This is a genomic window from Caulobacter sp. GW821-FHT11E10 (assembly GCF_058808375.1).
Genome location: NZ_JBXARP010000004.1, coordinates 370,868 through 396,051, shown reverse-complemented (window position 1 = coordinate 396,051; position 25,184 = coordinate 370,868). Strand labels below are relative to the sequence as shown.

The 25,184-nt window shown below is 67.6% G+C and carries 19 protein-coding genes; 12 read left to right on the top strand and 7 right to left on the bottom strand.

Annotated features, from left to right (window positions below; genetic code table 11):
• Positions 1-19: 19 nt before the first annotated feature.
• Both AC1RRV_RS10510 and tpiA read left to right on the top strand, forming a co-directional pair.
• Entirely contained in the window at positions 20-2,599 is a 2,580-nt protein-coding gene (locus AC1RRV_RS10510) for a TonB-dependent receptor (RefSeq protein ID WP_492859567.1), read from the top strand.
• A gap of 72 nt (positions 2,600-2,671) precedes the next feature.
• Positions 2,672-3,412 carry a triose-phosphate isomerase gene (gene tpiA / locus AC1RRV_RS10505; protein ID WP_492859566.1) on the top strand — a complete coding sequence of 247 codons (741 nt, stop codon included), beginning with the start codon at positions 2,672-2,674 and terminating at the stop codon, positions 3,410-3,412.
• On the opposite strand, the gene pcaF is transcribed toward tpiA, so the two are convergent.
• On the bottom strand, positions 3,409-4,611 hold the full coding sequence (gene pcaF, locus AC1RRV_RS10500) for a 3-oxoadipyl-CoA thiolase (RefSeq protein WP_492859565.1): 1,203 nt from the start codon (positions 4,609-4,611) through the stop codon (positions 3,409-3,411). The genes tpiA and pcaF overlap by 4 nt on opposite strands.
• Positions 4,612-4,760: 149 nt before the next feature.
• Here pcaF and AC1RRV_RS10495 point away from each other — a divergent pair, with 149 nt between their 5' ends.
• The 4 genes from AC1RRV_RS10495 to AC1RRV_RS10480 all read left to right on the top strand — a co-directional run bounded on the left by AC1RRV_RS10495 (position 4,761) and on the right by AC1RRV_RS10480 (position 7,946).
• On the top strand, positions 4,761-5,699 hold the full coding sequence (locus AC1RRV_RS10495) for a LysR family transcriptional regulator (RefSeq protein ID WP_492859564.1): 939 nt from the start codon (positions 4,761-4,763) through the stop codon (positions 5,697-5,699).
• Between the two features lie 143 nt (positions 5,700-5,842).
• Complete coding sequence (locus AC1RRV_RS10490) at positions 5,843-6,553, top strand: SDR family NAD(P)-dependent oxidoreductase (protein WP_492859563.1); 711 nt, start codon at positions 5,843-5,845, stop codon at positions 6,551-6,553.
• Between the two features lie 24 nt (positions 6,554-6,577).
• Positions 6,578-6,814: a tautomerase family protein gene (locus tag AC1RRV_RS10485; protein ID WP_492859561.1), complete on the top strand. Its 237-nt coding sequence runs from the start codon at positions 6,578-6,580 to the stop codon at positions 6,812-6,814.
• 58 nt (positions 6,815-6,872) lie between these two features.
• The gene (locus AC1RRV_RS10480) at positions 6,873-7,946 is read left to right on the top strand and encodes an NAD(P)H-dependent flavin oxidoreductase (protein WP_492859559.1); all 1,074 of its coding nucleotides are present in this window, start codon (positions 6,873-6,875) and stop codon (positions 7,944-7,946) included.
• An 8-nt stretch (positions 7,947-7,954) separates the two neighbouring features.
• Here AC1RRV_RS10480 and AC1RRV_RS10475 read toward each other — a convergent pair whose 3' ends face one another.
• Together AC1RRV_RS10475 and AC1RRV_RS10470 are read right to left on the bottom strand one after the other, a co-directional pair.
• Positions 7,955-9,982, bottom strand: coding sequence for a response regulator (locus AC1RRV_RS10475; protein ID WP_492859558.1), 2,028 nt, complete (start codon positions 9,980-9,982; stop codon positions 7,955-7,957).
• A 2-nt stretch (positions 9,983-9,984) separates the two neighbouring features.
• On the bottom strand, positions 9,985-15,741 hold the full coding sequence (locus AC1RRV_RS10470; RefSeq protein WP_492859557.1) for a HAMP domain-containing protein: 5,757 nt from the start codon (positions 15,739-15,741) through the stop codon (positions 9,985-9,987).
• Positions 15,742-15,786: 45 nt separating this feature from the next.
• On the opposite strand from AC1RRV_RS10470, the gene AC1RRV_RS10465 reads away from it, so the two are divergent.
• The 3 genes from AC1RRV_RS10465 to ku are packed head-to-tail and all read left to right on the top strand — an operon-like array spanning position 15,787 to position 17,959.
• Positions 15,787-16,041, top strand: a complete 255-nt coding sequence (locus AC1RRV_RS10465; RefSeq protein WP_492859556.1) for a hypothetical protein — start codon at positions 15,787-15,789, stop codon at positions 16,039-16,041.
• Positions 16,041-17,075, top strand: a complete 1,035-nt coding sequence (locus AC1RRV_RS10460) for a DNA topoisomerase IB (RefSeq protein WP_492859555.1) — start codon at positions 16,041-16,043, stop codon at positions 17,073-17,075. Before AC1RRV_RS10465 ends, AC1RRV_RS10460 begins: the two co-directional genes overlap by 1 nt.
• 56 nt (positions 17,076-17,131) lie before the next feature.
• Positions 17,132-17,959 carry a non-homologous end joining protein Ku gene (gene ku / locus AC1RRV_RS10455; protein WP_492859554.1) on the top strand — a complete coding sequence of 276 codons (828 nt, stop codon included), beginning with the start codon at positions 17,132-17,134 and terminating at the stop codon, positions 17,957-17,959.
• A gap of 122 nt (positions 17,960-18,081) precedes the next feature.
• On the opposite strand, the gene ligD is transcribed toward ku, so the two are convergent.
• Both ligD and AC1RRV_RS10445 read right to left on the bottom strand, forming a co-directional pair.
• A complete protein-coding gene (gene ligD / locus AC1RRV_RS10450) occupies positions 18,082-20,745 on the bottom strand; it encodes a DNA ligase D (protein WP_492859553.1) in 2,664 nt (887 codons plus the stop codon).
• A gap of 5 nt (positions 20,746-20,750) precedes the next feature.
• Positions 20,751-21,020 (bottom strand): hypothetical protein, encoded by a 270-nt coding sequence (locus AC1RRV_RS10445; RefSeq protein ID WP_492859552.1) that lies wholly within the window; start codon positions 21,018-21,020, stop codon positions 20,751-20,753.
• Positions 21,021-21,314: 294 nt separating this feature from the next.
• Here AC1RRV_RS10445 and AC1RRV_RS10440 point away from each other — a divergent pair, with 294 nt between their 5' ends.
• Positions 21,315-23,633 carry a nitric-oxide reductase large subunit gene (locus AC1RRV_RS10440; protein WP_492859551.1) on the top strand — a complete coding sequence of 773 codons (2,319 nt, stop codon included), beginning with the start codon at positions 21,315-21,317 and terminating at the stop codon, positions 23,631-23,633.
• On the opposite strand, the gene AC1RRV_RS10435 is transcribed toward AC1RRV_RS10440, so the two are convergent.
• A complete protein-coding gene (locus AC1RRV_RS10435; protein WP_492859550.1) occupies positions 23,628-24,014 on the bottom strand; it encodes a c-type cytochrome in 387 nt (128 codons plus the stop codon). The two genes, AC1RRV_RS10440 and AC1RRV_RS10435, sit on opposite strands and share 6 nt — an antisense overlap.
• A gap of 13 nt (positions 24,015-24,027) precedes the next feature.
• A complete protein-coding gene (locus AC1RRV_RS10430) occupies positions 24,028-24,168 on the bottom strand; it encodes a hypothetical protein (RefSeq protein WP_492859549.1) in 141 nt (46 codons plus the stop codon).
• A gap of 385 nt (positions 24,169-24,553) precedes the next feature.
• Here AC1RRV_RS10430 and AC1RRV_RS10425 point away from each other — a divergent pair, with 385 nt between their 5' ends.
• Positions 24,554-24,811 (top strand): hypothetical protein, encoded by a 258-nt coding sequence (locus tag AC1RRV_RS10425; protein WP_492859548.1) that lies wholly within the window; start codon positions 24,554-24,556, stop codon positions 24,809-24,811.
• Between the two features lie 28 nt (positions 24,812-24,839).
• Positions 24,840-25,181 carry a MarR family transcriptional regulator gene (locus tag AC1RRV_RS10420; protein WP_492859547.1) on the top strand — a complete coding sequence of 114 codons (342 nt, stop codon included), beginning with the start codon at positions 24,840-24,842 and terminating at the stop codon, positions 25,179-25,181.
• Positions 25,182-25,184: the final 3 nt, after the last annotated feature.

Below are 25,184 nucleotides of genomic sequence, written 5' to 3'. Positions count from 1 at the left end.
GCGAACAGGAAGGGGAGGGATGATGAACGCATCCGGCAAACTCGTAGGCGCGCTGTTGCTGACGTCCTGCATCGTGGCGCCCGGCGTGGCCGCCGCTCAGTCGAGCCAGGCGGTTACGGTCGAGGAAGTGGTCGTCACCGGTCAACGGGCCTCCGACCGCGACTCGCTGCTGAAAAAGCGCGACGCCGTCAGCGCCGTGGAAGTGGTCTCGGCCAATGACGTGGGCAAGCTGCCCGACCAGAACGTCGCCGAGTCCGTCCGTCGTCTGACGGGTGTGTCGGTGGCCACCGACAAGGGTGAAGGCCGCTACCTGATCATCCGCGGCATCGAGCCGAACCTGGCCAACGTCACGATCAACAACCAGACCGCCTCGGCCCCCGAGCCGGAATCGCGGAACGTGAAGCTGGACGACATTCCGTCGGCCCTGATCGGTTCGGTGACGGTCGTGAAGTCGCTGACCGCCGACCTCGACGCCAACGCCATCGCCGGCCAGGTCGACATCAACACGCTGACCGCCTTCGACCGTAAGAAGAACATCCTCAGCGCCCGCTACGTGCGCGGCGTCTACGAGAACAGCGACCGCAAGGCCAACGAGGGCGATCTGTCGGTCGGCGGCAAGTTCGGCCCCGAGAACCAGTTCGGCCTCGTTCTGGCCCTGAACTATTCCAAGCGCCCGTCCTACTCCGAGGACATCCTGGCCACGAGCCGCCAGATCGTGAACGGCGTCGACCTGCCGGCCGAAATGGACCAGCGGATCTATGATCCGGCCTGGCGCACCCGCAAGGGCGCGGTGGCCAACTTCGACTGGCGTCCGAACGACAACGTCAAGCTCTACGCCCGGGTCATGTACTCGGAGTTCGCCGACAACGAGAGCCGCAACCGCTTCCGCTTCTTCTTCCCCGGCGCCGCGGCCAGCTACACCAATCTGACGGCCGCCGGTGGCGACATCAATGCCGGCTCGACCACGGCCCGCCGCCTGTTCCGCCAGCGCAGCGAGACCACCGACACCACGACCTTCTCGGTCGGCGGCGAGTTCTATGTTGGCCCCGGCGCCTTGACGCTTCAGGCCACCCACGCCGAGTCCAACAAGAAGGACCCGGTCCGCGACGAGGTCGAATTCCGCGCCGCCGCCTCCACCGGCCTGGGCGGCAGCTTCAAGCTCGGCGACGAGATGCCCGACAGCTTCACGGCCAACGCCGCGGCGCTGAACCCGGCCAACTATCGCCTGAACAACTACAAGCGCGTCTCGCGTCTGGCCGGTGAAAAGCTGGATCAGATGCGCGTCGACTACAAGCTGCCGATGGCCGATTGGGGCGAGGGCAGCTACCTGAAGTTCGGCGCCAAGTACCTCAAGCGCAACCGCTTCCAGGACCAGACCGGCCGGACCTTCGTCGCCACCGGCGCGGCGGCGGCCCAGACCCTGGCCGCGTTCACGGCAGACACCTTCCCGCTGATCAACGACGGCACCTACAGCTTCGGCCCGACGATCAACTTCAAGAGCGCCAAGGACTACGTCGACAGCAACCAGAGCCTGTTCACGGTCAGCGGCAGCGACCAGATCAGCCAGTCGGTGACCTCGGACTACAAGGTGATCGAGAAGGTGACGGCCGCCTATGCGATGGCCAGCATCCAGAAGGGCGACCTGACCATCCTGCCGGGCGTGCGCGTCGAGCGCACCGAGGGCGACACCAAGGCCATCGCCTTCACGGCCGCCACGACCCTGACCAGCACCTACAACTCGTTCGGCAGCTACAGCTACACCAACTGGTTCCCCAGCCTGAACGTAAAGTACCAGTTCTCGCCGCATGTGCTGGCGCGGGGCGCGATCACCAAGGCCCTGGGCCGGCCGCCCTTCGTGGACCTGGTGCCGACGGTCACCGTCGATACGGCCAGCAACACGGTCAACACGGGCAATCCGAACCTGAAGCCGCAGAAGGCCACCAACTACGACTTCTCGCTGGAATATTACTTCCCCAGCGAAGGCGGCATTTCGATCGGCCTGTTCCACAAGGACATCGAGAACCCGATCTTCAATTCCACGGCCACGGGCCAGAGCGGCACCTTCGGCGGCGTCGCCCTGACCAACGCCATCGTCAACTCGTACGCCAACGGTACGAAGGCGTCGGTGACGGGCCTGGAGTTCAACATCCAGAAGCCGCTGACCTTCCTGCCGTCGCCGCTGGACGGCTTCGGGGTCAACTTCAACATGACCTTCACGGACGGCGAGCTGAAGGTGCCCGGCCGTACGGTGAAGACCCCGCTGGTCGGCCAAGCCGACAAGATCGCCAGCGCCCAGGTCTACTACGAAAAGTACGGGTTCTCGGGCCGCGTGGCCTACACCTACCACGCCTCGTACCTGGACACCGACGGCGGCCTGAACATCAGCGATCCCACCGGTCGCTCGGACGGCTACTTCGGCGAGCTCAGCACGCTGGACGCCAAGGTGGCCTACAAGGTCACCAAGCAGTTCGAGATCTTCGCCGAGGCCAACAACCTCAACGACGCCACGGACTACTACTTCTTCCGGACCAGCGACCGCTTCCGCGAAGGCGAGAGCTACGGGCGTTCGTACCGCTTCGGCATGTCCTTCACCTACTAGCCGAAGTCTCCAAGGGGCCGGCCGCTGGCGAACGCCACGGCCGGCCTTTTCATGTCTGCTCCCCGGGACATCATGACCGTTTCGAACCCGCCGACCGCGCGCCTGATCGTCGGCAATTGGAAGATGAACGGCGACGAAGGCCTGCTCGACACCCTCGCCGAGGCTCTGTCCGGCGGCGGTTGGGGGGACCGCGCTGTCGTCTGCCCGCCAGCCACGCTGCTGAGCGAGGCCCATCGCCGTCTGGCCCCTCTGGGCGTCGAGATCGGCGGCCAGGACTGCCACGCCGCCGGGGCGGGGGCCCATACGGGCGACCTGTCGGCGAGCCTGCTGGCGAAAGCCGGGGCGATCCACGTGATCCTCGGGCACTCGGAACGCCGTCTGGCCTACGGCGAGACCGACGACCTCGTCCAGGCGAAGGCCGTGGCGGCGGTGGAGGCAGGCCTGGAGCCGATCCTCTGCGTCGGTGACACGGCCGAGGACCGCGCCGCCGGGCGGGCGGTCGAGGTCGTGGTCGGCCAGGTCCGCGCGGTGCTGGACGCGCGCCTGCGCGGAAGCGCCTGGGCCCTGGCCTACGAGCCGGTCTGGGCGATCGGCTCTGGGCGCGCGGCGACGCAGGCCGACATCGCCCAGATGCACGGGGCCGTCCGCGCGGCGCTCGACGAGGCCTGGGGCGAGCGGCCCTTGATCCTCTATGGCGGCTCGGTCACGGCCGACAACGCCAGCGCGATCCTGGACACCCCGGAGGTCGGCGGACTGCTGATCGGCGGCGCATCGCTGCGGGCCGATCAGTTCGCCCGCATCCTGCGCGGCTAGACCCGCTCGAACGCCAGGGCCGCGCCCTGGCCGACGCCGATGCAGAGCGTGGCCAGGCCGCGCTTGCCGCCGATCGCCTCCAACTGACGCAGGCCGGTGAGCACCAGCCGCGCGCCCGAGGCCCCAAGCGGGTGTCCCAGCGCGATCGCGCCGCCGTTCGGGTTCACGTGCACGCCGTCGTCGGGCAGGCCCAGTTGGCGCAGGACCGCCAGACCCTGGGCGGCGAAAGCCTCGTTGAGTTCCACGGTGTCGAAGTCGCTGATCGACAGGCCGGTCTTGGCCAGCAGCTTGCGCACGGCGGGGACGGGACCGATCCCCATGACGCGCGGCGCGACGCCGGCTGTGGCGTAGCCCAGCACCCGGGCGCGCGGCGTCAGGCCGTGGCGCTTCACGGCGTCCTCCGAGGCGATGATCAGGCCCACCGCGCCGTCATTGACCCCCGAGGCGTTGCCGGCGGTGACCGTGCCGCCTTCGCGGACGACGGGCTTCAGCTTGGCCAGGGCTTCGAGCGTGGTGTCGCGCGGATGCTCATCGCGGTCGACGATCGTGGGGCCGGCCTTGCCGGGGATCTCGACCGGAGTGATCTCGCCGGCCAGGAAGCCGTTGGCCTGAGCGGCGGCCGCCCGCTGCTGGCTGCGTAGGGCGAAGGCGTCCTGGTCCTCGCGGTTGACGCCATGGTCCGTGGCGACGTTCTCGGCCGTCTCGGGCATGGAGTCGACGCCATAGAGCTTGCGCATGGCCGGATTGATGAAGCGCCAGCCGATCGTGGTGTCGTGGATCTCGGCGTTGCGCGAGAAGGCGCTGTCGGCCTTGCCCATCACGAACGGCGCGCGGCTCATGCTCTCGACGCCGCCGGCGATCAGCAGGTCGTTGTGGCCCGAGGCGATGGCGCGGGCGGCGTAGCCGACGGCCTCCAGGCCAGAGGCGCACAGGCGATTGACGGTGACGCCAGGGACCTCGACCGGATAGCCGGCCAGCAGCAGGGCCATGCGGGCGACGTTGCGGTTGTCCTCGCCGGCCTGGTTGGCGCTGCCCAGCACCACCTCGTCGATGGCCGAAAGGTCGAGGCCTGGATTGCGGGCGGCCAGGGCCTTCAGCGGGATCGCCGCCAGGTCGTCGGCCCGGACCTTCGACAGCGCGCCGCCGTAGCGACCAAAGGCGGTGCGAATTCCGTCACAGATATAGGCGGTGTTGGTCATGTGAGGCTCCGGCGATGGCGTCAGCTTCGGGCCTGGCGCGCGCCTCGTCCAGCATGCCCCATAGGGCAAGCAGGCTCGAATGGATCGTTGCTTCAGGCGGCGATATGCTCGCCTTTCGCCGTCAACCCTTGCGTGGATCGGAAGAGCGAATGGATCGGATCGAGGCGATGCGCGTGTTCGTCGCCGCCCTGGACGAGGGTAGCCTGGCCGGGGCGGGGCGCCGGCTTGGACGCTCGCCGGCCGCCGTCAGCCGGGCGATCGCCTTCCTGGAACAGCATGTCGGGGCCGAGCTGCTGCATCGAACCACGCGGTCGCTGCGGCTGAGCGAGGCGGGCGAGCGCTATGCGACGGCCTGCCGGCGGATCCTGGTCGACCTGGAGGAGGCCGATCTGGTCGTGCTGGGCGAACGCTCCGCCCCGCGCGGCGCCCTGACGATCACCGCCCCGCCGATCAGCGGCGAGGAGGTTCTTCGCCCGATCGTCGACGCCTTCCTGGAGGCCTATCCCACTGTCACGGTGAACCTGCTGCTGCTGGACCGCCACACCAGCCTGGTCGACGAGGGCATCGACATCGCCCTGCGGGTCGGCCAACTGCCGGACTCCTCGATGGTCGCGGTGCGGGTCGGCGGCGACGTCAAGCGCGTGGTCGTGGCCGCGCCGCGTTATCTGGACCGGCATCCGCGCATCGTCGAACCGGCCGACCTGGCCAAGCACCAGATCGTCACCACCACGCACTTCGGTCACGACACCTGGGTTTTCCCGCCGGCGCCGGGTGGGGCGGTTCCCCGGTCGGTGCAGTTCAAGCCGCGGCTGGTGGTCAACAGCGTTCGCGCGGCCCTGGCCTCGGCGGTCGACGGGCGAGGCGTGACGCGGCTCTACACCTATCACGTGGCCGAGCGGGTGATGGACGGTTCGCTGCGCATCCTGCTGCGCGACGCCGAGCCGCCGCCGCTGCCGGTGCACCTGATCACCCCGCAGGGCCGGACCGCGACGCCCAAGGTCAGGGCCTTCCTCGACTTCGCCGCGCCGAGGCTGCGAGCGGTGTTCGCGAGCCTGTCGGCGGAGGCCGAGGCGCTCGTCACATCCTGACCTCATTACTTCGTTTGGCGGAAGACTGACTGCCTTCCAGCGGATATTCAGCTGAACGACGCAAGAGCCGACTTTGGCGTCAACGGTCCCGAGGGACCTCCGGTTCGCGATCCTCGCGCCCGGGAACGTCAATGAGGCAAGTCATGAGCAACGAACGAAAGGTCGCCATCATCACCGGCGCGTCGCAAGGCATCGGCGCGGATCTGGTGAAGGCCTATCGCGATCGCAACTTCCGGGTCGTGGCGACGTCCCGCTCGATCAAGCAGGGCGCCGATCCCGATATTCTGGCGGTGGCCGGCGACATCGGCGATCCCGCCACGGCCGAGCGCATCGTCAGCGAGGCCCTGGCCAAGTTCGGCCGGGTGGACACCCTGGTCAACAACGCCGGCATCTTCCAGGCCAAGCCGTTCACGGCCTATACGGCCGAAGATTTCGCGGCGAAGGTCTCGACCAATCTGGCCGGCTTCTTCCACATCACCCAGCGCGCGGCGGCCGAGATGCTGAAGCAGGGCTCGGGCCACATCGTCAGCATCACCACCAGCCTGACCGACCACGCCCTGGCCGACGTGCCGGCCGCCCTGGCCAACCTGACCAAGGGCGGGATCAATTCGGCCACCAAGTCGCTGGCCATCGAGTTCGCCAACAAGGGCGTACGGGTCAACGCCGTCTCGCCCGGCGTGATCAAGACGCCGATGCACGCGCCCGAGACCCACGCCTTCCTGGCCGGCCTGCACCCGGTGGGCCGCCTGGGCGAGATCCGCGATGTCGTCGACGCCGTGCTCTATCTCGAAGGCGCCGGCTTCGTGACGGGCGAGATCCTGCACGTCGACGGCGGCCAGAGCGCCGGTCACTAGGCCCATCGGAAAGGAGAAACCGTCATGCCCATGGTCAATATCCAGGTCACGCGCGAAGGTTCGGCTCCGGGGCGGAGCGCCGTCACGGCCGACGAGAAGGCCAAGCTGATCGCCGGGGTCAGCCAACTCTTGTTCGACGTGTTGGGCAAGCCGCTGGAATCCACCTTCGTGGTCATCCAGGAGGTGGAACTGGAAAACTGGGGCTGGGGCGGTATGCCCGTGCCCGAATATCGCAGGCGGCTGGCCGCCGGCGAAACGTGATTTCCTGGGGCCGTCACTCAAGGGTGGCGGCCCCCGATCCGTGAGAAGGAGCATCGTCATGGCCACTTCCAACCGGGTGCTCGACCTGTTGGGCGTCGCGCTTCCGATCATCCAGGCGCCGATGGCCGGCGCCACCACGCCGGAGATGGTGATCGCGGTCAGCGAAGCCGGCGGCCTGGGCTCATTGCCGACCGCGCTCTATGGCGAGGCCGAACTTCGGGCGGCGCTGGACACGATCCGCGCGGCGACGCGCAAGCCGATCAACCTGAACTTCTTCAGCCATGAGACCCCGCCGGACGATCCCGAGCGGCAAGCCGCCTGGCGTCGTCGTCTGGCCCCGTACTACGTCGAGGCCGGGCTCGATCCGGACCAACCCCTGGCGGCCGGCGGGCGAGCGCCCTTCAACGACGCCTTCGCCGGGGTGGTCGAGGACTATCGCCCCGAGGTGGTCAGCTTCCATTTCGGCCTGCCGGCTCCCGCGCTGCTGGAGCGGGTCAAGCGAACCGGCGCCAAGGTGCTGTCCTCGGCGACCACCGTGGCCGAGGCCCAATGGCTGGAGGCGCACGGCGTCGATGCGGTCATCGCCATGGGGCTGGATGCGGGCGGCCATCGCGGCAACTTCCTGGTTCCCGATTTCCTGCCTCCCGATTCCTTGGGCGAGATGAGCGCCCAGGCCGGGACGTTCTCGCTGGTTCCCCGGATCGTCGACACGGTCTCGGTTCCGGTGATCGCGGCCGGCGGGATCGCCGATCGCCGGGGCGTCGAAGCCGCTTTCGCGCTGGGCGCGGACGCCGTCCAGGTCGGCACCGCCTATCTGATGACCCCCGAGGCCCGGATCTCGGCCGCCTATCGGCGGGCTCTGGCGGAGGCAGAGGAGGCCACGGCGGTCACCAACCTGTTCACCGGCCGCCCCGCGCGGGGCCTGGTCAACCGCCTGATGGCCGAGGTCGGTCCGCTGTCGGAGCTGCCGCCGGCCTTTCCGTTGGCCGGAGCCGCTGTCGCTCCGCTGCGCAAGGCGGCGGAAGCGGCCGGCCGTGGCGACTTCAGCCCGCTGTGGGCCGGCCAGGCCTTCCGGCTGGCCCAGCCCATGTCGGCCGCCGCGCTGACGCGTCGGCTGGCGGGCGTGGACTAGCCCACCACCTAGCGCACGGCGTCGGCCCGCGCCGCGAAGACCTCGGTGTCCAGCACCGAGCGCACCTTGGCCGCGAGGGACAGGGGATCGTACGGCTTGTCGATCATCGGATACTCGTCGGCCCAGTCGATGGCCTCCGCTCCGATGAAGCCGGAGGTGAGTAGCACCTTGAGGTCGGGATTGCGGCTACGCGCCCTGCGGGCCAGGTCCAGGCCGCTGACGCCGCCGGGCATGACCACGTCCGAGAACAGGAGTTCGAAGGTCTGGGATCCCTTGAGGCGGCGCAGCGCGCTGGCCGCGTTGCGGGCCGTGGTCACGTTGTAGCCCAGCGACTCCAGCGTATCGACGGCCAGAGCCAGCAACGAAGGGTCGTCCTCGACCACGAGGATCCGCTCGGACCCTGTCGCCTCGTCGGATCGCATGACAGGCGCGCGGGGCGCGACGGCCGGTGCGCCGATGACGGGGAGGGTGATCTCGAAGACGGCCCCCTCGCCGGGGTGGGTCACGACCGTCACCTCGCCGCCGGATTGGCGCACGAAGCCATAGACCTGGGAGAGGCCGAGGCCCGAACCCTTGCCGACGTCCTTGGTGGTGAAGAAGGGCTCGAAGATCCGTGAGGCGACCTCGGGCGGCATGCCGGGACCGGTGTCGCGAACGGTCAGGGCGTGGCCTGAGCCCGTATCGGCGCGGACCGTGATGGCAAGGCTGCCGGCCCCGTCCATGGCGTCGCGCGCATTGACCGCCAGATTGAGCAGGGCGCTTTCCATCTGCGCCGGGTCGACGTGGACGAAGGCCGGGCCGTCGGCCGGCTGGAACTGCACCGACACCGCCTCGCCGACCGCCTGCTTCAGGAGCGGCATGAACTCGCCGACCAGTTCGTTCAGATCGACGGCCGCCGGGTCCAGGCGCTGGCGCCGGGAGAAGGCGAGCAACTGCCGGGTGAGAGCCGCGCCGCGTTCGGTGGCCTGGCGGACCGCCGCGACTTGGCGGGCGAACGGAAAGTCCTCGCCGCTACGGCGCTGGATCAGGTCGACATTGCCCAGGATGACCGTCAGCAGGTTGTTGAAGTCGTGCGCGACGCCGCCGGTCAACTGGCCGACCGCCTCCATCTTGCGGGCATGGCCCAGCGCCTCCTCCAGCGCGCGGCGCTCGGTGTTGTCCAGCATGGTGCCGAACATGACCGGCGAGCCGGTATCCCGATCCTCGCTCAGGATGCCCTGGTCGATCAGCAGCTTGTAGGTCCCGTCGGCGCACTGCCAGCGATATTCGCAGGCATAGGAGCCGCTGCGGCGGGCCTCTTCCTGCGCGCGCTGGACGATGTGGCGGTCGTCGGGATGGACGCGCTCGAAGCCGAAGCCGGGGTCGCCGGTGAAGTCGTCGGCCTCGAAACCGGTCAGCCCCTTGACGCTGTCGCTGACCGACAGGGCCGCGTAGGGCGGCTCCGCGGCGCGGGAATAGAAGACGATCGGCAGGGCGCGCTGGATCGCCTGCTGGCGGCGCAGCGAGGCCTGCAGCGACCGTTCGGCTTCCAGCTTCTCGGCGTGGACGCGGGCGTTCTCCTCCATCAGGCGTTGACGGTTTTCCAGCTCTTGAGCCAGCTCCACGCGCTTGAGGTGGAGATCGACCAGGACCTGCACCTTGGAGCGCAGGATGAACGGGTCGACGGGCTTGAACACCACGTCGACGGCGCCGGCCGAATAGGCCTTGAAGATGTGGCCTTCGTCCCGGAACACGGCGGTCAGGAAGACGATCGGCACGTCCCGCGTCCGCCGTCGCTCGCGGATCAGGGCGGCCGTCTCGTAGCCGTCCATGTCGGGCATGTGCAGGTCCAGCAGGATGACCGCGAAGTCGTCGTGCAGCAGCTTGCGCAGCGCCTCGGGGCCGGAGCGGGCGGTGACCAGCTCCTGTCCCAGCGACTCCAGCGCCTGGGAGGCGGCGAAGGCGTTGCGCTCGTCGTCGTCGACGATCAGGACCTTGGCCCGAGGTCGATCGACCGGAATGGGTTCGGGCGGAAACTGGACCGCGGGTGTCGACATCGTCACTGCGCCACGTTGGACAGGGCCACGCTGGAAAGAGCGACGATGTTGTCGCCGGCCAGCCTGCGCGCGTCGGCGCGCTGCACCGAAACCCGCAGGACCGAGATGAGCTGGTCCAGGTCGACGGGCTTGGACACATAGTCCGAGGCGCCGGCCTGGATGCACTTCTGCCGGTCGCCCTTCATGGCCTTGGCGGTCACGGCCACGACGGGAAGGTCGGCGAAGCGCCCGCGCGAGCGGATCTCGCGCATGGTCTCGTAGCCGTCCATGTCGGGCATCATGATGTCGACCAGGACCATGTCGACCGACGGCAGGCTGTCCAGCAGCTCCAGCCCCGCGCGGCCGCTCTCGGCGTAGCGTAGCTCGATGCCGTACTCCTCCAGCGCGCTGGCCAGCGAGAAGATGTTGCGGATGTCGTCGTCGATGACCACCGCCGTGCGGCCCGTGAGGACGGCGTCGGCGTGGCGGGTCCGGGCCAGCATGGCGCGGGCGGCGTCGGGCAGGCGTTCGACCGGCGCGTGCTGGATCAGGGCGACGTGGTCGATCAGCTGCTCGGCGTTGCGCGCCAGCCGCGCCGCGCCGGTGAAGACCGCCAGGCGCAAGCGCCGCTCGTCCTCGGCGTCGAGGTCGCCGGGCGCGTACAGCACCGTCGATCCGGAAACCGTACCGCGTTGGCGCAGCACATCCAGGGTCGCCCCGGCCGAGCCGCCGGCGACGGCGATGATCAGACACCCCTGTTCGCCGGTGAAGGCTTCGGGAGGCAGGGCGGTAAGGTCCTTCTCGACCTGGGGCGCGCCGAACACCGAGGTCAGCAGGTCGGCGGTCTCGCCGTCGCCGCCGACGAGGATAGGCGTGCGTTCAACCTGCTCGGCGATGCGCCGGACGCGATCGAAGGTCGAGACGACCGCTTCCTGCTCGACCGGCTTGCTGGTGAAGCCCAGCGCGCCCATCGACAGGCTCAGACCGTTGCGGTCGTCGGCCGAGATCACCTGGACCGGGATATGCCGGGTCTCGGGGGTGCGCTTGAGAAGGTCCAGCAGGGCCAGGCCGTCCATGTCCGGCAGGCCGACATCCAGCAGGATGGCCTCGGGCGCGAAGCGGCGGGCCAGGGACGGCACGCTGGAGCCCTCGCTGGTCAGGACGCCCTTGAAGCCACTGTCGCGGGCCAGCGACAGCAGGATCGAGGCGAACCGCGGATCGTCCTCGACGATCAGCACGGTGGCGTCCTCGGGGGTGATCGACTCCCGATCGTCCGCCACGGTTTCGACCCGCTCGTAGGTCGGCGCGTCGGCGGTCGAGAAGGTGAAGGTGGGCGACGGCGCGCTGGGCGCGCGCGGGTAGGGCGCGGGTTGCTGCTGCTGCGCCGTCGGGCTGAAATTCAGCGGCAGATACAGGGTGAAGGTGCTGCCTTCGCCCGGCGTGGAGACGACCTTCAGCTCGCCGCCCAGCAGGCGGGTGATCTCGCGGCTGATCGAGAGGCCAAGGCCCGTACCGCCGTACTTGCGGCTGGTGGTGCCGTCGGCCTGTTGGAAGGCCTCGAAGATGATCCGCTGCTTGTCTTCCGGGATGCCGATGCCGGTGTCGGCCACCTCGAAGGCCAGCACCTGGCCGGCCTTGTTCAGGTGGTCGTTGCCGAGCGCCCAGCCGGACTCGGCGCGGCGCACGCCCAGCTTCACCGAACCGGCCTGGGTGAACTTGAAGGCGTTCGAGAGCAGGTTCTTGATCACTTGCTGCAGGCGCTTGTCGTCGGTGTACATCGCGCGCGGCAGGGCCGGGTCGATCTCGATCAGGAAGTCCAGCTTCTTGTCCTGCGCCAGTTGGGCGAAGGTGCGCTGGGTCTGGTCGCGCAGCGAGGCGAACGGCATCTCGCCGATGTCGAGGGTCACCGTGCCGCTCTCGATCTTCGACAGGTCAAGGATGTCGTTGATCAGGCCCAGCAGGTCGGCGCCGGCGCTGTGGATGTTGCGCGAGAACTCGACCTGCTTTTCGCTCAGATTGCCCTGCGCGTTCTCGCTGAGCATCTTCGACAGGATCAGCAGCGAATTCAGCGGCGTACGCAGCTCGTGGCTCATATTGGCCAGGAACTCGGACTTGTACTTGGAGGTCAGGGCCAGCTGCTCGGCCTTTTCCTCCAGCGCCGCCTTGGCCTGTTCGACCTCGGTGTTCTTGGCTTCCACCTGCTTGTTCTGGGCCGACAGCAGGATCGCCTTGTCCTCCAGCTCGGCGTTGGTCTGCTGCAGTTCTTCCTGCTTGGAACGCAGCAGCTCTTCCGACTGGCGGAGCGAGGCGGCCTGCAGTTCCAGGCGGTCGTTGGTCTTCTTCAGCTCTTCCTGCTGGGCCTGCAGTTCGGAGGTCAGCAGCTGGGACTGTTCGAGCAGACCCTCGGTCCGCATGTTGGCGGCGATGGTCGACAGCACGATGCCGATCGACTCCATCAGCTGGTCCAGGAATGCCTGCTGGGTCTCGTTGAACTCGCCGAAGCTGGCCAGTTCGATCACCGCCTTGAGCTCGCCTTCGAACAGGGCCGGCAGGACGATGATGCTGCGCGGGGCGCTTTCGCCGAGGCCCGAGCTGACCTTGACGTAGTCCTTGGGGACGTTGGTCAGCAGGATGCGTTCCTTCTCGGCCGCGCACTGGCCGATCAGGCCCTCGCGCGGACGCAGCTTGGCGGTGGGCGGCTTGCGGCGATTGCCGGCGTAGCTGGCCGCCAGGGTCAGGATCGGCTGGCCGTTCTCGTCGGTGTCGGAGACATAGAAGACGCCGTGCTGGGCGTTGATCAGCGGCGCCAGCTCGGACAGCACCAGGTTCGACACGGTCGAAAGGTCGCGCTCGCCCTGCAGCATGCGGCTGAACCGGGCGAGGTTGGTCTTCAGCCAATCCTGCTCGGTGTTCTTCAGAGTCTGATCCTTCAGATTGCGGATCATCTCGTTGATGTTGTCCTTTAGCGCCGCGACTTCGCCCGAGGCCTCGACGGTGATCGAGCGGGTCAGGTCGCCCTTGGTCACGGCGGTGGAGACCTCGGCGATGGCGCGGACCTGGGTGGTCAGGTTGGCGGCCAGTTCGTTGACGTTGTCGGTCAGGTCGCGCCACAGGCCGGCGGCGCCGGGCACCCGGGCCTGGCCGCCCAGCTTGCCTTCCGAGCCCACTTCGCGGGCCACGTTGGTCACCTGGTCGGCGAAGGTGGCCAGGGTCTCGATCATGCCGTTGATGGTGTCGGCCAGCGAGGCGATCTCGCCCTTGGCGTCCAGGGTCAGCTTGCGCTTCAGATTGCCCTGGGCGACCGAGGTCACGACGTCGGCGATGTTCCGCACCTGGCCGGTCAGGTTGGCGGCCATCATGTTGACGTTGTCGGTGAGGTCCTTCCAGGTGCCGGCCACGCCGGGCACCTGGGCTTGGCCGCCTAGCTTGCCCTCGGTGCCGACTTCGCGGGCCAGACGGGTCACTTCCGAGGCGAAGCCGTTCAGCTGATCGACCATGACGTTGATGGTCGACTTCAGCTCCAGGATCTCGCCCTTCACGTCGACGGTGATCTTCTTGGAGAGGTCGCCCTTGGCGACGGCGGTGGTCACGTCGGCGATGTTACGGACCTGGCCGGTCAGGTTGGCGGCCATGAAGTTGACGTTGTCGGTGAGGTCCTTCCAGGCGCCGGTGACGCCCTTCACCTGGGCCTGACCGCCCAGCTTGCCTTCGGTGCCGACCTCGCGCGCCACGCGGGTCACTTCCGACGAGAACGAGTTCAGCTGGTCCACCATGACGTTGATGGTGTTCTTCAGCTCCAGGATCTCGCCCTTCACGTCGACGGTGATCTTCTTGGACAAGTCGCCCATGGCGACGGCGGTGGTCACCTCGGCGATGTTGCGGACCTGGCCGGTCAGGTTGCCGGCCATCAGGTTGACGTTGTCGGTCAGCTCCTTCCAGGCGCCGCCGACGCCCTTGACCTGGGCCTGACCGCCCAGCTTGCCTTCGGTGCCGACTTCGCGGGCCACGCGGGTCACTTCCGAGGCGAAGGCGTTCAGCTGATCGACCATGATGTTGATGGTCGACTTCAGTTCGAGGATCTCGCCCTTCACGTCGACGGTGATCTTCTTGGACAAGTCGCCGTTGGCCACGGCGGTCGTCACGTCGGCGATGTTGCGGACCTGGCCGGTCAGGTTGGCGGCCATGAAGTTGACGTTGTCGGTGAGGTCCTTCCAGGCGCCGGTGACGCCCTTCACCTGGGCCTGACCGCCGAGCTTGCCTTCGGTGCCCACTTCGCGGGCCACGCGGGTCACTTCCGACGAGAACGAGTTCAGCTGGTCCACCATGACGTTGATGGTGTTCTTCAGCTCCAGGATCTCGCCCTTCACGTCGACGGTGATCTTCTTGGACAAGTCGCCCATGGCGACGGCGGTGGTCACCTCGGCGATGTTGCGGACCTGGCCGGTCAGGTTGCCGGCCATCAGGTTGACGTTGTCGGTCAGCTCTTTCCACGTGCCGCCGACGCCGGTGACATTGGCCTGGCCGCCCAGCTTGCCTTCCGTACCCACTTCGCGGGCCACGCGGGTCACTTCCGAGGCGAAGGCGTTCAGCTGATCGACCATGACGTTGATGGTCGACTTGAGTTCGAGGATCTCGCCCTTCACGTCGACGGTGATCTTCTTGGAGAGGTCGCCGTTGGCCACGGCGGTGGTCACCTCGGCGATGTTCCGCACCTGGCCGGTCAGGTTGGCGGCCATGAAGTTGACGTTGTCGGTGAGGTCCTTCCAGGCGCCGGTGACGCCTTCCACGCGCGCCTGGCCGCCCAGCTTGCCTTCGGTGCCGACTTCGCGGGCCACGCGGGTCACTTCCGAGGCGAAGGCGTTCAGCTGGTCCACCATGACGTTGATGGTGTCCTTCAGCTCCAGGATTTCACCGCGCACGTCGACGGTGATCTTCTTGGAAAGGTCGCCGCGGGCCACGGCGGTGGTCACCTCGGCGATATTGCGGACCTGGCCGGTCAGATTGCCGGCCATCAGGTTGACGTTGTCGGTCAGCTCCTTCCACGTGCCGGCCACGCCCTTCACGTTGGCCTGACCGCCGAGCTTGCCTTCCGTACCGACTTCCCGCGCCACGCGGGTCACTTCCGAGGCGAACGAGTTCAGCTGGTCCACCATGACGTTGATGGTGTTCTTCAGCTCCAGGATCTCGCCCTTCACGTCGACGGTGATCTTGCGCGACAGGTCGCCATTGGCGACGGCGGTGGTCACCTCGGCGATGTTGCGGACTTGGCCGGTCAGGTTGGCCGCCATCAGGTTGACGTTGTCGGTGAGATCCTTCCAGGCGCCGGTGACGCCCTTCACCTGGGCCTGACCGCCGAGCTTGCCTTCCGTACCCACTTCGCGGGCCACGCGGGTCACTTCCGAGGCGAAGGAGCCCAGCTGCCCCACCATGGTGTTCACGACCTTGCCGATCCGCAGGAATTCGCCGCGCAGGGGGCGATCCTCGTTCTCGAAGTCCATGGTCTGGGAGAGGTCGCCGTTGGCCACGGCGCCGATCACCCGGGCCATTTCGGCGGTCGGGTGCACCATGTCGGTGATCAGGCTGTTGACGGCCTCGACGCTGTCGGCCCAGGAGCCGACCGCGCCCGGGAGCTGCGCGCGCTGATTGATCTTTCCCTGCCGTCCGACAACGTCGCGCAGGCGTTCGAATTCCTTGGAGATCCGGTCGTTCAGCTCGACCGCGTCGTTGAACGCTTCGGCCAGCTCGCCATCGAGGCCGCTGAGGTCGGTGGGCAATCGCACCGAGAAGTCGCCCCGCCGGAAGGCTCGCAACGCCCCGAGCAGATGATGACCGTCGAGACCGCGAACCGCGTCCGCGCGTTCCAAAACTTCCTGCATGCCGAGCACCCCACCTGCGCGCATTTACACTTGGCCGGGGTGGTCGCCCTTCGCGCCGAAGCTTCGCCGTTGTTGGTCGGCGCGGCCTCTCCCCAAACCAAAATTCTCAACGCCGAGTTTGGCGGACGGTTCCGCGTTTTTTCGCGGCAACTTTCGTGGACCGTCATCGTTCCGCGTTCCCGACAAACTGGGTGGGAAGAGTGATGCCGCGGGACACCGCCGGCCGTGCGCCGGACCTGACCTATGTGAACGATGACGACCCGGGGATCCGCCGAACGCTCGGCAAGGACGGGTTCGCCTACCACGCGCCGGACGGCCGCGAGCTAGGGCAGGGCGACGACCTGGATCGGATCCTGGCCCTGGCCATTCCGCCGGCCTGGACCGACGTGTGGATATGCCCCTCGGCCGATGGCCACATCCAGGCGACCGGTCGCGACCAGAAGGGGCGCAAGCAGTATCGCTATCACGACGCCTGGCGGCGTGACCGCGACGGGCTGAAGTTCGAGCGCATGATCGCATTCGGCCGGGCCTTGCCGCGACTGCGGAAGCGGGTCGAAAAGGATCTCGTTCGTCGAGGACTGCCCCGCGAGAAGGTCATCGCCGCGGTGGTGCGCCTGATGGAGCTGACCCTGATCCGCGTCGGTAACGAGGCCTACGCCCGGGAGAACAAGAGCTTCGGCCTGACGACCCTGCGGGATCGCCACGCCAAGCTCTCCAGCGTCGGCGGCACGTTCCAGTTCAAGGGCAAGAGCGGCAAGGTCCACACTACCGGCTTCCGTGACCGGCGTTTGGCCCGCATCGTCAAGGCCTGCCAGGATGTGCCGGGCCAGCGCCTCTTCCAGTATCTCGACGAGGACGGCCAGCGGCGCTCGGTCGAGAGCGCCGACGTCAACGCCTATATCCGCGAGACGATGGGCGAGGATTTCTCGGCCAAGGACTTCCGCACCTGGGCCGGCACCCTGGCCGCCGCTCGGGGCCTTTGCCTGCATCCCAAGGTGGGCAGCGCCGTCGAGGCCAGGCGCAACGTCAACACCTGCGTCAAGGCCGTGGCAGGGCTGCTGGGCAACACCGCCGCCGTCTGTCGAGGCTCGTACATCCACCCGCTGGTGCTGGAGGCGTACGAGCAGGGCGTCCTGCCGCTGAGGCCGGGACGGTCGGCCCGCGCCTTCGAGCTGGCGGTCATCCGCTTCCTCGAGGCGGCCAAAGCTTCGTGCGCGCCGGCGGGCAAGGCGGGCTGACGGAACGGCCTTCCGACCCGCGCCGTTGAATCCCGTCGATTTTGGAGAAGACGCCCATGGCCGCCGGCCGTCCCACCTGGCAGGGCCACTTGCGCCTGTCGCTCGTGACCTGTCCCGTCGCGATGTACACCGCCACCGACGCGCGCGGCGACGTGCACTTCAACATGCTGCACAAGAAGACCCACAACCGGATCCGCATGATCCCGACCGACCCGGACCTAGGACCGATCGAGCGCTCGGATATCGTCAAGGGCTACGAGTACGAGAAGGGCGAGTACATCGTCGTCACCCAGGACGAGATCGACAGCGTCCGCCTGGAAAGCACCCGCACGATAGATATCGAGCGCTTCGTTCCCGCCGGCGACATCGACCGGCTCTTTTGGGACAATCCCTATTTCCTGGTTCCGGACGGCAAGCTGGCCGCCGAGGCCTATGGCGTGATCCGCGAGGCCATGACCAAGGAAGGGCAGGTGGCGCTGGGGCGCGTGGTCATGCACCAGCGCGAGCGTCTGCTGGCCATCGAGCCGCGCGACAACGGCATGGTCGCCTGGAGCCTGCGCAACCGCCGCGAGGTCCGCGACGCGGCCTCCTATTTTGACGCCATTCCCGACAAGAAGCCTGACGCCGCGATGATCCAGATCGCCCAGAAGATCATCGAGCAGAAGGAAGGCCCGTTCGATCCCGAGCAGTTCAACGACCGCTACGAGGACGCCCTGCGCGCCTTGATCAAGGAAAAGCAGAAGGGCAAGGGTCGCAAGGTCTCCGCGCCCGACGAGCCCGAGGACACCAATGTGGTCGACCTGATGGAGGCCCTGCGCAACAGCCTGGGCAAGGCGCCGGCCAAGGCCGCGCACAAGGCTCCGGCGCGGAAAAAGGCGAGCTAGGGTTCTTCTTCGTGTCATCCGGAAGCCTCGGAGAGGCTATCCGGGACCCAGGGGCGGCGCGCTCAGCGTTTCGTCACCTCCTGGGTCCCGGCCTACGCTTCGCTTCGGCCGGGATGACAAGATTATTTGGCTTTAGTTGAGCCCAGCTTCTTGATCGCCGCCGCCAGGTCCCGCTCGCTGTCCGCATAGGCGTCCCAGGCGTCGAGGTCCTTGATCAGTCCCGGAACCGTCCGGATGTTGAACCTCGTCGGGTCCAGCCCCTTGCGCACCTGGGTCCAGGCGATCGGCCACGACACCGGCGCGCCGGGCCGGGCTCTGGGCGACAGCGGGGCGACCGCCGTGCTCATCCGGTCGTTGCGCAGATAGTCGAGGAAGATCCGGCCGCCGCGATCCTTCTTGGCCATGCTGATCAGGTACTGGTCCGGGCTGTCGGCGGCCATGCGGGCGCAGACCTCGCGGGCGAAGGCCTTGGCGGCCGGCCAGTCGACGGCTTTCCCTTTCAGCGGCGTCACCACGTGCAGCCCCTTGCCGCCGGTGGTCTTGCAGAAGGGAACCAGGCCCAGCGCCTCCAGCCGGTCGCGGATCTCGCGCGCGCCTTCCACCACGACGTCGAACGACACGTCCGGCGCGGGATCGAGGTCGAAGACCAGGCGGCCAGGGACCTCCGGTTCGTTCGGCCGGCAGTTCCAGGGATGCAGCTCGGTCGCGCCCCACTGGGCGGCGGCGACCAGGCTCTCGACGGTGTTGAACACCAGATAAGGTTTGCGGTCGCCACTGACGGTGACGTCGTCGATCAGGGCCGAAACACCCTTGCCCGAATGGCGCTGGAAGAAGGTCTCGTGGCCGATCCCGTCCGGCGTGCGGATCACCGAGCAGGGGCGGGCCTTGACGTGTTCCAGCATCCAGGGCCCGACGGCCTCGAAATATTCGGCGAGATCCAGCTTCGCGCCGGGCGTTCCGTCGCCGGCGTCCGGCCATAGCGGCTTGTCGGGATTGGAAATCGCCACGCCCATCACCGAGGCCTTGCCGCCCGGTCGTTTCGGCGCGGCCGCTTTCGGCTGGGCCAATTCGACATCCTCGACCGGCGCGGGCGCCTCGGTCTCGACGGTCCTGGCCGGCTTGTCTTCGCGCAGACCCTTGAACGAGGCCTGGCGCACCGAGCCATCGCCCGTGAACCCGGCGAACTCGATTTCGGCGACCAGCACAGGATCTACCCAGTGGATGTTCGGGCCGCCGCGCGGCGCGCCCTTGCCGCTGAACGGCGAGGTCTTGCGGGCGTTGGCCTTCAGCTTCGGCAGCAGCTTGCCGATCTTGTCGCGGCCATAGCCCGTGCCGACCCGCCCGACATGGACCAGGTCGCCCTCGCGATAGACCCCGACAATCAGCGAACGGAAGGCGTCGCCGGTCGTGGTCCAGCCGCCGATCACCACCTCGTGGCCGGCCCGGCACTTGGCCTTGGTCCAGGTCGCGCCCTTGCCGGAGCGATAGGGCGCGTCGAGCTTCTTGGAGACAATGCCCTCCAGCGACATCCGGCAGGCCGATTGCAACACCGCCTCGCCGCCGCTCTGGAAGTGCTCGACGTAGCGGATGCGCTCGCTATCCGGCAGCAGGGTCTTCAGCTGGTTCTTGCGATCCGACAGCGGCAGGTCGCTCAGGTCCTGGCCGTCGGCGTGCAGCAGGTCGAACGCGAAGAAGATCAGGTCGTCCGTCTTCTCCTCGGAGAGCGCCGCCTGCAGGCCCGCGAAACTGGGGGAGCCGTGCTCGTCCAGCGCCACGACCTCGCCGTCGATCAAGGCGTCGGGGAAGTCCGCGGCGTCCTCGATCAGTTGCGGGAAGCGCTTGCTCCAGTCGAGCCCGGTCCGGGTGCGCAGGGCCGCCCTGCCATCCTCGATCCGCAGTTGCATCCGGTAGCCGTCAAACTTGATCTCGTGGACCCAGCCGTCGCCGCCCGGCGGACGGTCGACCAGCTTGCAGAGCTGGGGCGGCACGAAGTCCGGCATGGCGGTCTTCTTCGGCGCCGGGCTCTTGGCGCGGGCCTTGGGCGCCGTCCTGCGGTTCTCGCTTCCCTTCGGCGCGCCGGTTTCCTCGGCCGCCGTCTCGGCGCTGGCCTCGGGCGAGCGGTTGCTGTTCCAGGTCGCGTCCGGCGCGGGTGCGGCCTCGGTCATGAACGGGGTGGGGGCCTTGCCCTTGCCGGCCTCGATCTGCTTCATCGTCCGGCCCGAGGCGATCGAGAAGGACGTGTCCTCCAGGAAGGCCGCATCATCCTCCAGCGCGAACTCGTCGCGGTGCTTGATGAGCAGCCAGTTCTCGCGCTTGCTCGAAGCCCCCTTGGCCATCCTGTCGTTGTTGATCCGGACCAGGACCCAGCCGCCCTTCATCCGCTCGCCGGCGAAGACCAGCTTGATCTCGCCCTTCTTGAGACCCTTTTCCAGGTCGAAGCCCGGCTCGGGCGCCCACCAGCCGCGGTCCCACAGCATCACCGTGCCGCCGCCGTACTGGCCCTGGGGGATCGTGCCCTCGAAGTCGCCATAGGCCAGCGGATGGTCCTCGACATGCACCGCCAGGCGCTTGTCGTGCGGATCGCGCGAGGGACCCTTGGTCACCGCCCACGACAGGAAGACGCCGTCGTGCTCCAGCCGCAGGTCATAGTGCAGGCGGGTGGCGTCGTGCTTCTGGATGACGAACCGCGCCCGCTCGGACGCGGCGACGGCGACCTTGCCGGACGGCTCGGCCGTGAGCTTGAAGTCGCGCTTGGCCTCATAGGCCGACAGTTTCCGGGCGCCCATGGCGGCTATTCGCCGTCAAAGACCCGTGGACGCTCGTCGTCGACGTCGCGGCCTTCGCCTGGATCGGCGTCCTGCTCGAGCTCCACGATCTCGTCGTCGTCGAGGTCCTCGCCGATCAGGGCGTCGTCATCGTCGGCGTCGCCCTCGGCCTGGGTGACGTCCAGCACGTCCGGCAGTTCCTCGAAGGTGCGCAGCTCGCCGTCCTTGCCGACGACATCCTCGTCCAGCGCCTCGGCGCCGTCCTGCTCGTCCCAGCCATTGTCGACATCAGTCATCGCGGTCTCTCCTTCATCTCGTGAGAGAGGAATGATGGGAGAGGGGGAGCGTTCCGTCGCCGGCGCGTGGACGACTGGGACGCGGGACCGCGCGAAGCGCGACCCTCGCGCGCCAAACTGAAAAATCGCTGTCATCCACCCGGTCGCGGCCCTACCCTAGGTGAGAGGCGGAGGCGCTACAGCCTCCGGTGTCCGGCCAGGCCGGGCGATGTCTGGGCCCGCCCGCGACGAGACCGGCGGCGATACACCCCAACTGGCGCGCCACCCGACACGGTTTTCGGGCGAGGGACAGCCATGTCTGACTACGCCTCTGAATTCTCCATTCGTCGGTTGTGGATCATCTTCGGCGCGAGCATGGCGATCATGTTCGGCGCCCTGCTGTGGTTCGGCGGCGAAATCTATCACACCAAGCCGCCCATGCCGTCCGCCGTGCGGTCGGCCTCCGGCCAGGTCGTCTACACGGGCGCCGAGGTCCAGCGCGGTCAGGCGGTCTGGCAATCGACCGGCGGCATGCAACAGGGCTCGATCTGGGGCCACGGCGGCTATGTGGCGCCGGACTGGAGCGCGGACTGGCTGCATCGTGAGGCGCTCGCCCTGCGCGACCGTTTGGCGAACTCGGGCTTCGAGGCGTTGGCCGAGCCCGATCGGGCGCGGATCGGCGCGCTGCTCGAGCGCGAGATGCGCACCGGCGGCTACGATCCGAGCACAGCGGCGATCACCGTCAGCGATCAGCGGGCGGCCGCCATCGCGGCGACCGCGGCGCATTTCGAGGGGCTGTTCACCAATCGCACGCCCGCCGACCAGCATCTGCGCGAACTCTACGCGATGCCGCAGAACGCGACCCTGACCGCGACCGAGGCCCACGAGCTGGGCGCCTTCTTCTTCTGGACCTCCTGGGCCGCAGCGGCCGAGCGGCCGGGGAAGACGATCACCTACACCAGCAACTGGCCGCATGAGCCGCTGGTCGGCAACACGCCCACGGGGGCGATCTTCCTGTGGACCTTCATCTCGATCTTCGTGCTGCTCGCCGGCATCGGCGGCCTGGTCTGGTACTATGCGCGCGAGTTCGACGTCTGGCGCCGCGACACCGAGCCGGTCGAAGGCTTCGCGACCAGCGACCTGTTCGGCAGCGCCACCATCACGCCGTCGATGCGCGCCACCGCCAAGTATTTCTTCGTCGTCACCGCGATGTTCTTCGCCCAGGTGCTGCTAGGCATCGTCACCGCCCACTACGCCATCGAAGGGCAGGGTCTCTATGGCCTGCCGATGGCCGAGTATTTCCCTTACGCGGTGACCCGCACCTGGCACACCCAGCTCTCGGTCCTGTGGATCGCCACGGCCTGGCTGGCGACAGGTCTCTATGTCGCCCCGCTGCTCGGCGGCAAGGAGCCGAAATTCCAGCGCTTCGGCGTGAATTTCCTGTTCGTCAGCCTGCTCGTCATCGTCGTCGGCTCCTTCGCCGGCGAATGGGCCGCGATCAACCGACGCCTGGGGACGGGAACCGCCAACTTCTGGTTCGGTCACCAGGGGTATGAATATCTCGACCTCGGCCGCTTCTGGCAGATCTACCTATTCATCGGCCTGCTGCTGTGGGTCGTGCTGGTGCTGCGCGGGATCTGGCCGGCGCTGCGGGAGAAGGCCGGCCGCTCGCTGGTCTTCCTCGTCGCCATCGCCACGGTCTCGATCGGCCTGCTGTTCGGAACCGGGCTCCTGTACGGTCAGCACACCCACATCTCGGTCATGGAATATTGGCGCTGGTGGGTCGTCCATCTCTGGGTCGAGGGCATCTTCGAGGTGTTCGCGACCGCCATCGTCTCGGCCCTGTTCGTGAAGATGGGGCTTGTGCGTATGTCCGTGGCCGCGACGTCCGTGTTGCTGGCGACGATCATCTTCCTGGGCGGCGGCGTGCTGGGCATGTTCCACCACATCTATTTCAGCGGCACGCCGACCGCGGTGATCGCCCTGGGCTCGGTGTTCTCCGCGCTCGAGGTCGTGCCGCTGATGGTCGTCGGGTTCGAGGCCTACAACCGGCTCAAGTTCGAGCACCGGCACGGCTGGCAGGAAGTCTATCGCTGGCCCTTCGCCTTCTTCACCAGCGTGCTGGTGTGGAATCTGGTCGGCGCCGGGCTGTTCGGCTTCTTCATCAATCCGCCCCTGGCGCTCTATTACATGCAGGGGCTCAACACGACCGCGACCCATGCCCATGCCGCCCTGTTCGGCGTCTACGGCATGCTCGGCATCGGCCTGACCCTGTTTTGCATGCGCGGGCTCTCGGACCCGGCCCGCTGGAGCAACGGGCTGCTCAAGACGTCATTCTGGTGCCTCAACATCGGCCTGGCGATGATGGTGCTTCTCTCGCTCTTCCCGCAAGGGCTGCTGCAGACCTACCAGAGCTTCACCCGTGACTACGCCCACGCCCGCAGCGCCGAGGTCATCCACAGTCCCCTCATGGAAGCGCTGGTCTGGATGCGAGTGCCGGGGGACATCGTGTTCACGGTCGGGGTGGTCGCCTTCGCCATCTTCATGGTGCGCGCCCTGCTTGGCCGCCACAAACAAGGCGACACAGCCGACACGCCGCTTCCGGATCACGAGCCGGTGGTCGTCCGCCTATAACTTGGCCCGGCGGCGGCCGCGCGAAGGCTCTAGGCTTTTGAGATAGGCGGTGAGGTCGGCGACCTCGTCGTCGCCGAGGACGGCCATTGGCATACGCGGATGCCGTCTGGGCGACCCTTCTTCGGGTAACCGCAACGGTTGCAGCATGCCTTCTCTCAAAAGCTGAGGGAGGCCGCCGCCACGATAGCGCTTGTGCAGATCCCGGAACGGCGGCGCGTCGTCGAGCGGACTCGGGCCTTTGGCCACCGCATGACAGCTGCCGCAATGTCTCTGAGCCAGGCGCTGGCCGGCGAGGATGGCGCCCGCACGATCAGCGGCCAGGGTGTCACCGCCCGCCAAGACAAACGCTGCTGTGATGATCGCCCAGTTTCGATGTGTCATCTAGGCGCTCGCTTCAAGTGAACTCAAGGACAACAGGCGACGGGGCCTGGCCTTGCTCTAACCATTCCAGCAGGTCGTTGATCGCGGACAGCGGCTGAACCTCGATGTCCGCCTTGAGCGGGCCAATTGCAGTGAAGGCCGGCGCCTTGATCATATCCTGCCGCGCGCCAACAGCTCAGAGAAAACTGAGGTCGTGTTTCTGAAGCTGAGCCTATGTCGGCCCCAATGCAGGCCGGGCTTGGCGCGCGCGTTCCCACGCCCGTCTCAGGCCTCGCGCGACCAAGCGGCGTGAGCCGACGGTGGAGCGACGAAAGCCGCCACTGGCGCGTCCGGTGCGGCTGCGCCAGCCGGTGTTTCGGCTAGACTACCGCCATGAAAGATATCGACGGCGGATTGAAGTCGGACCTTTTCAGGCAAGCGCTCCCCGCCATGTCAGGCGTGCGGGGGCTGGAGGGGCTGGCGCCGCGCGGCCATTCGGCGCCGTCACCAAATACGTCTTGTCGGCGAGTTAGCAGGATCTCAGGTCAAGAGGTTTTCGCATGAGTGATACCGAAACGAGCGATGTTCCGCCGCTCAACCTGCGTGTTCAGATTACCGTGGATATCGGCGCGGATGATTTTCTCCAGGCCGCTGATCACCAGCGAATGGCCGAAGCGTTCCTGGCCACGGTGCGCCAGACCTACCCCCAAGCCGCGCTGAGCTTCCGTCACCTGCGCACACGTGGCGCCCCCGCCGCGCGCCCGGTTCGCCGCACCCGTCGCTCGACGGGCGCGCTTGGCGTCTATCGCGATGCCTGAGCCCGGGGGCAGGCGTCGCCGCAACACCGTGCTGAGCGTCCTCGAACTCAGCCGGCGCACCCATCCAGCCCTGACCATCATGGCGCTGCGGGCCTTGCTCTACGTCGCCGAGAACCCGGGCCTCAACAACGCCGAACTGGCGCAGGCCTGCCGCGTCAGCGAAGCCACGACCTCGCGAACCGTCCGGCTGTTGTCCACCGGAGATCCGGACCGGGGCATCGCCGGAATGAACCTGGTGTCGGTGAGTCCGCATCCGGCCGATCCGCGGATGCTGTGCGTGACGCTGTCGAGCGCGGGTCAGCGGTTCTGCGCGGAAATTGACCGCTTGATCCAATCCTGCATCCCGATCTTTCATCCCACCTTCGGATAGGGG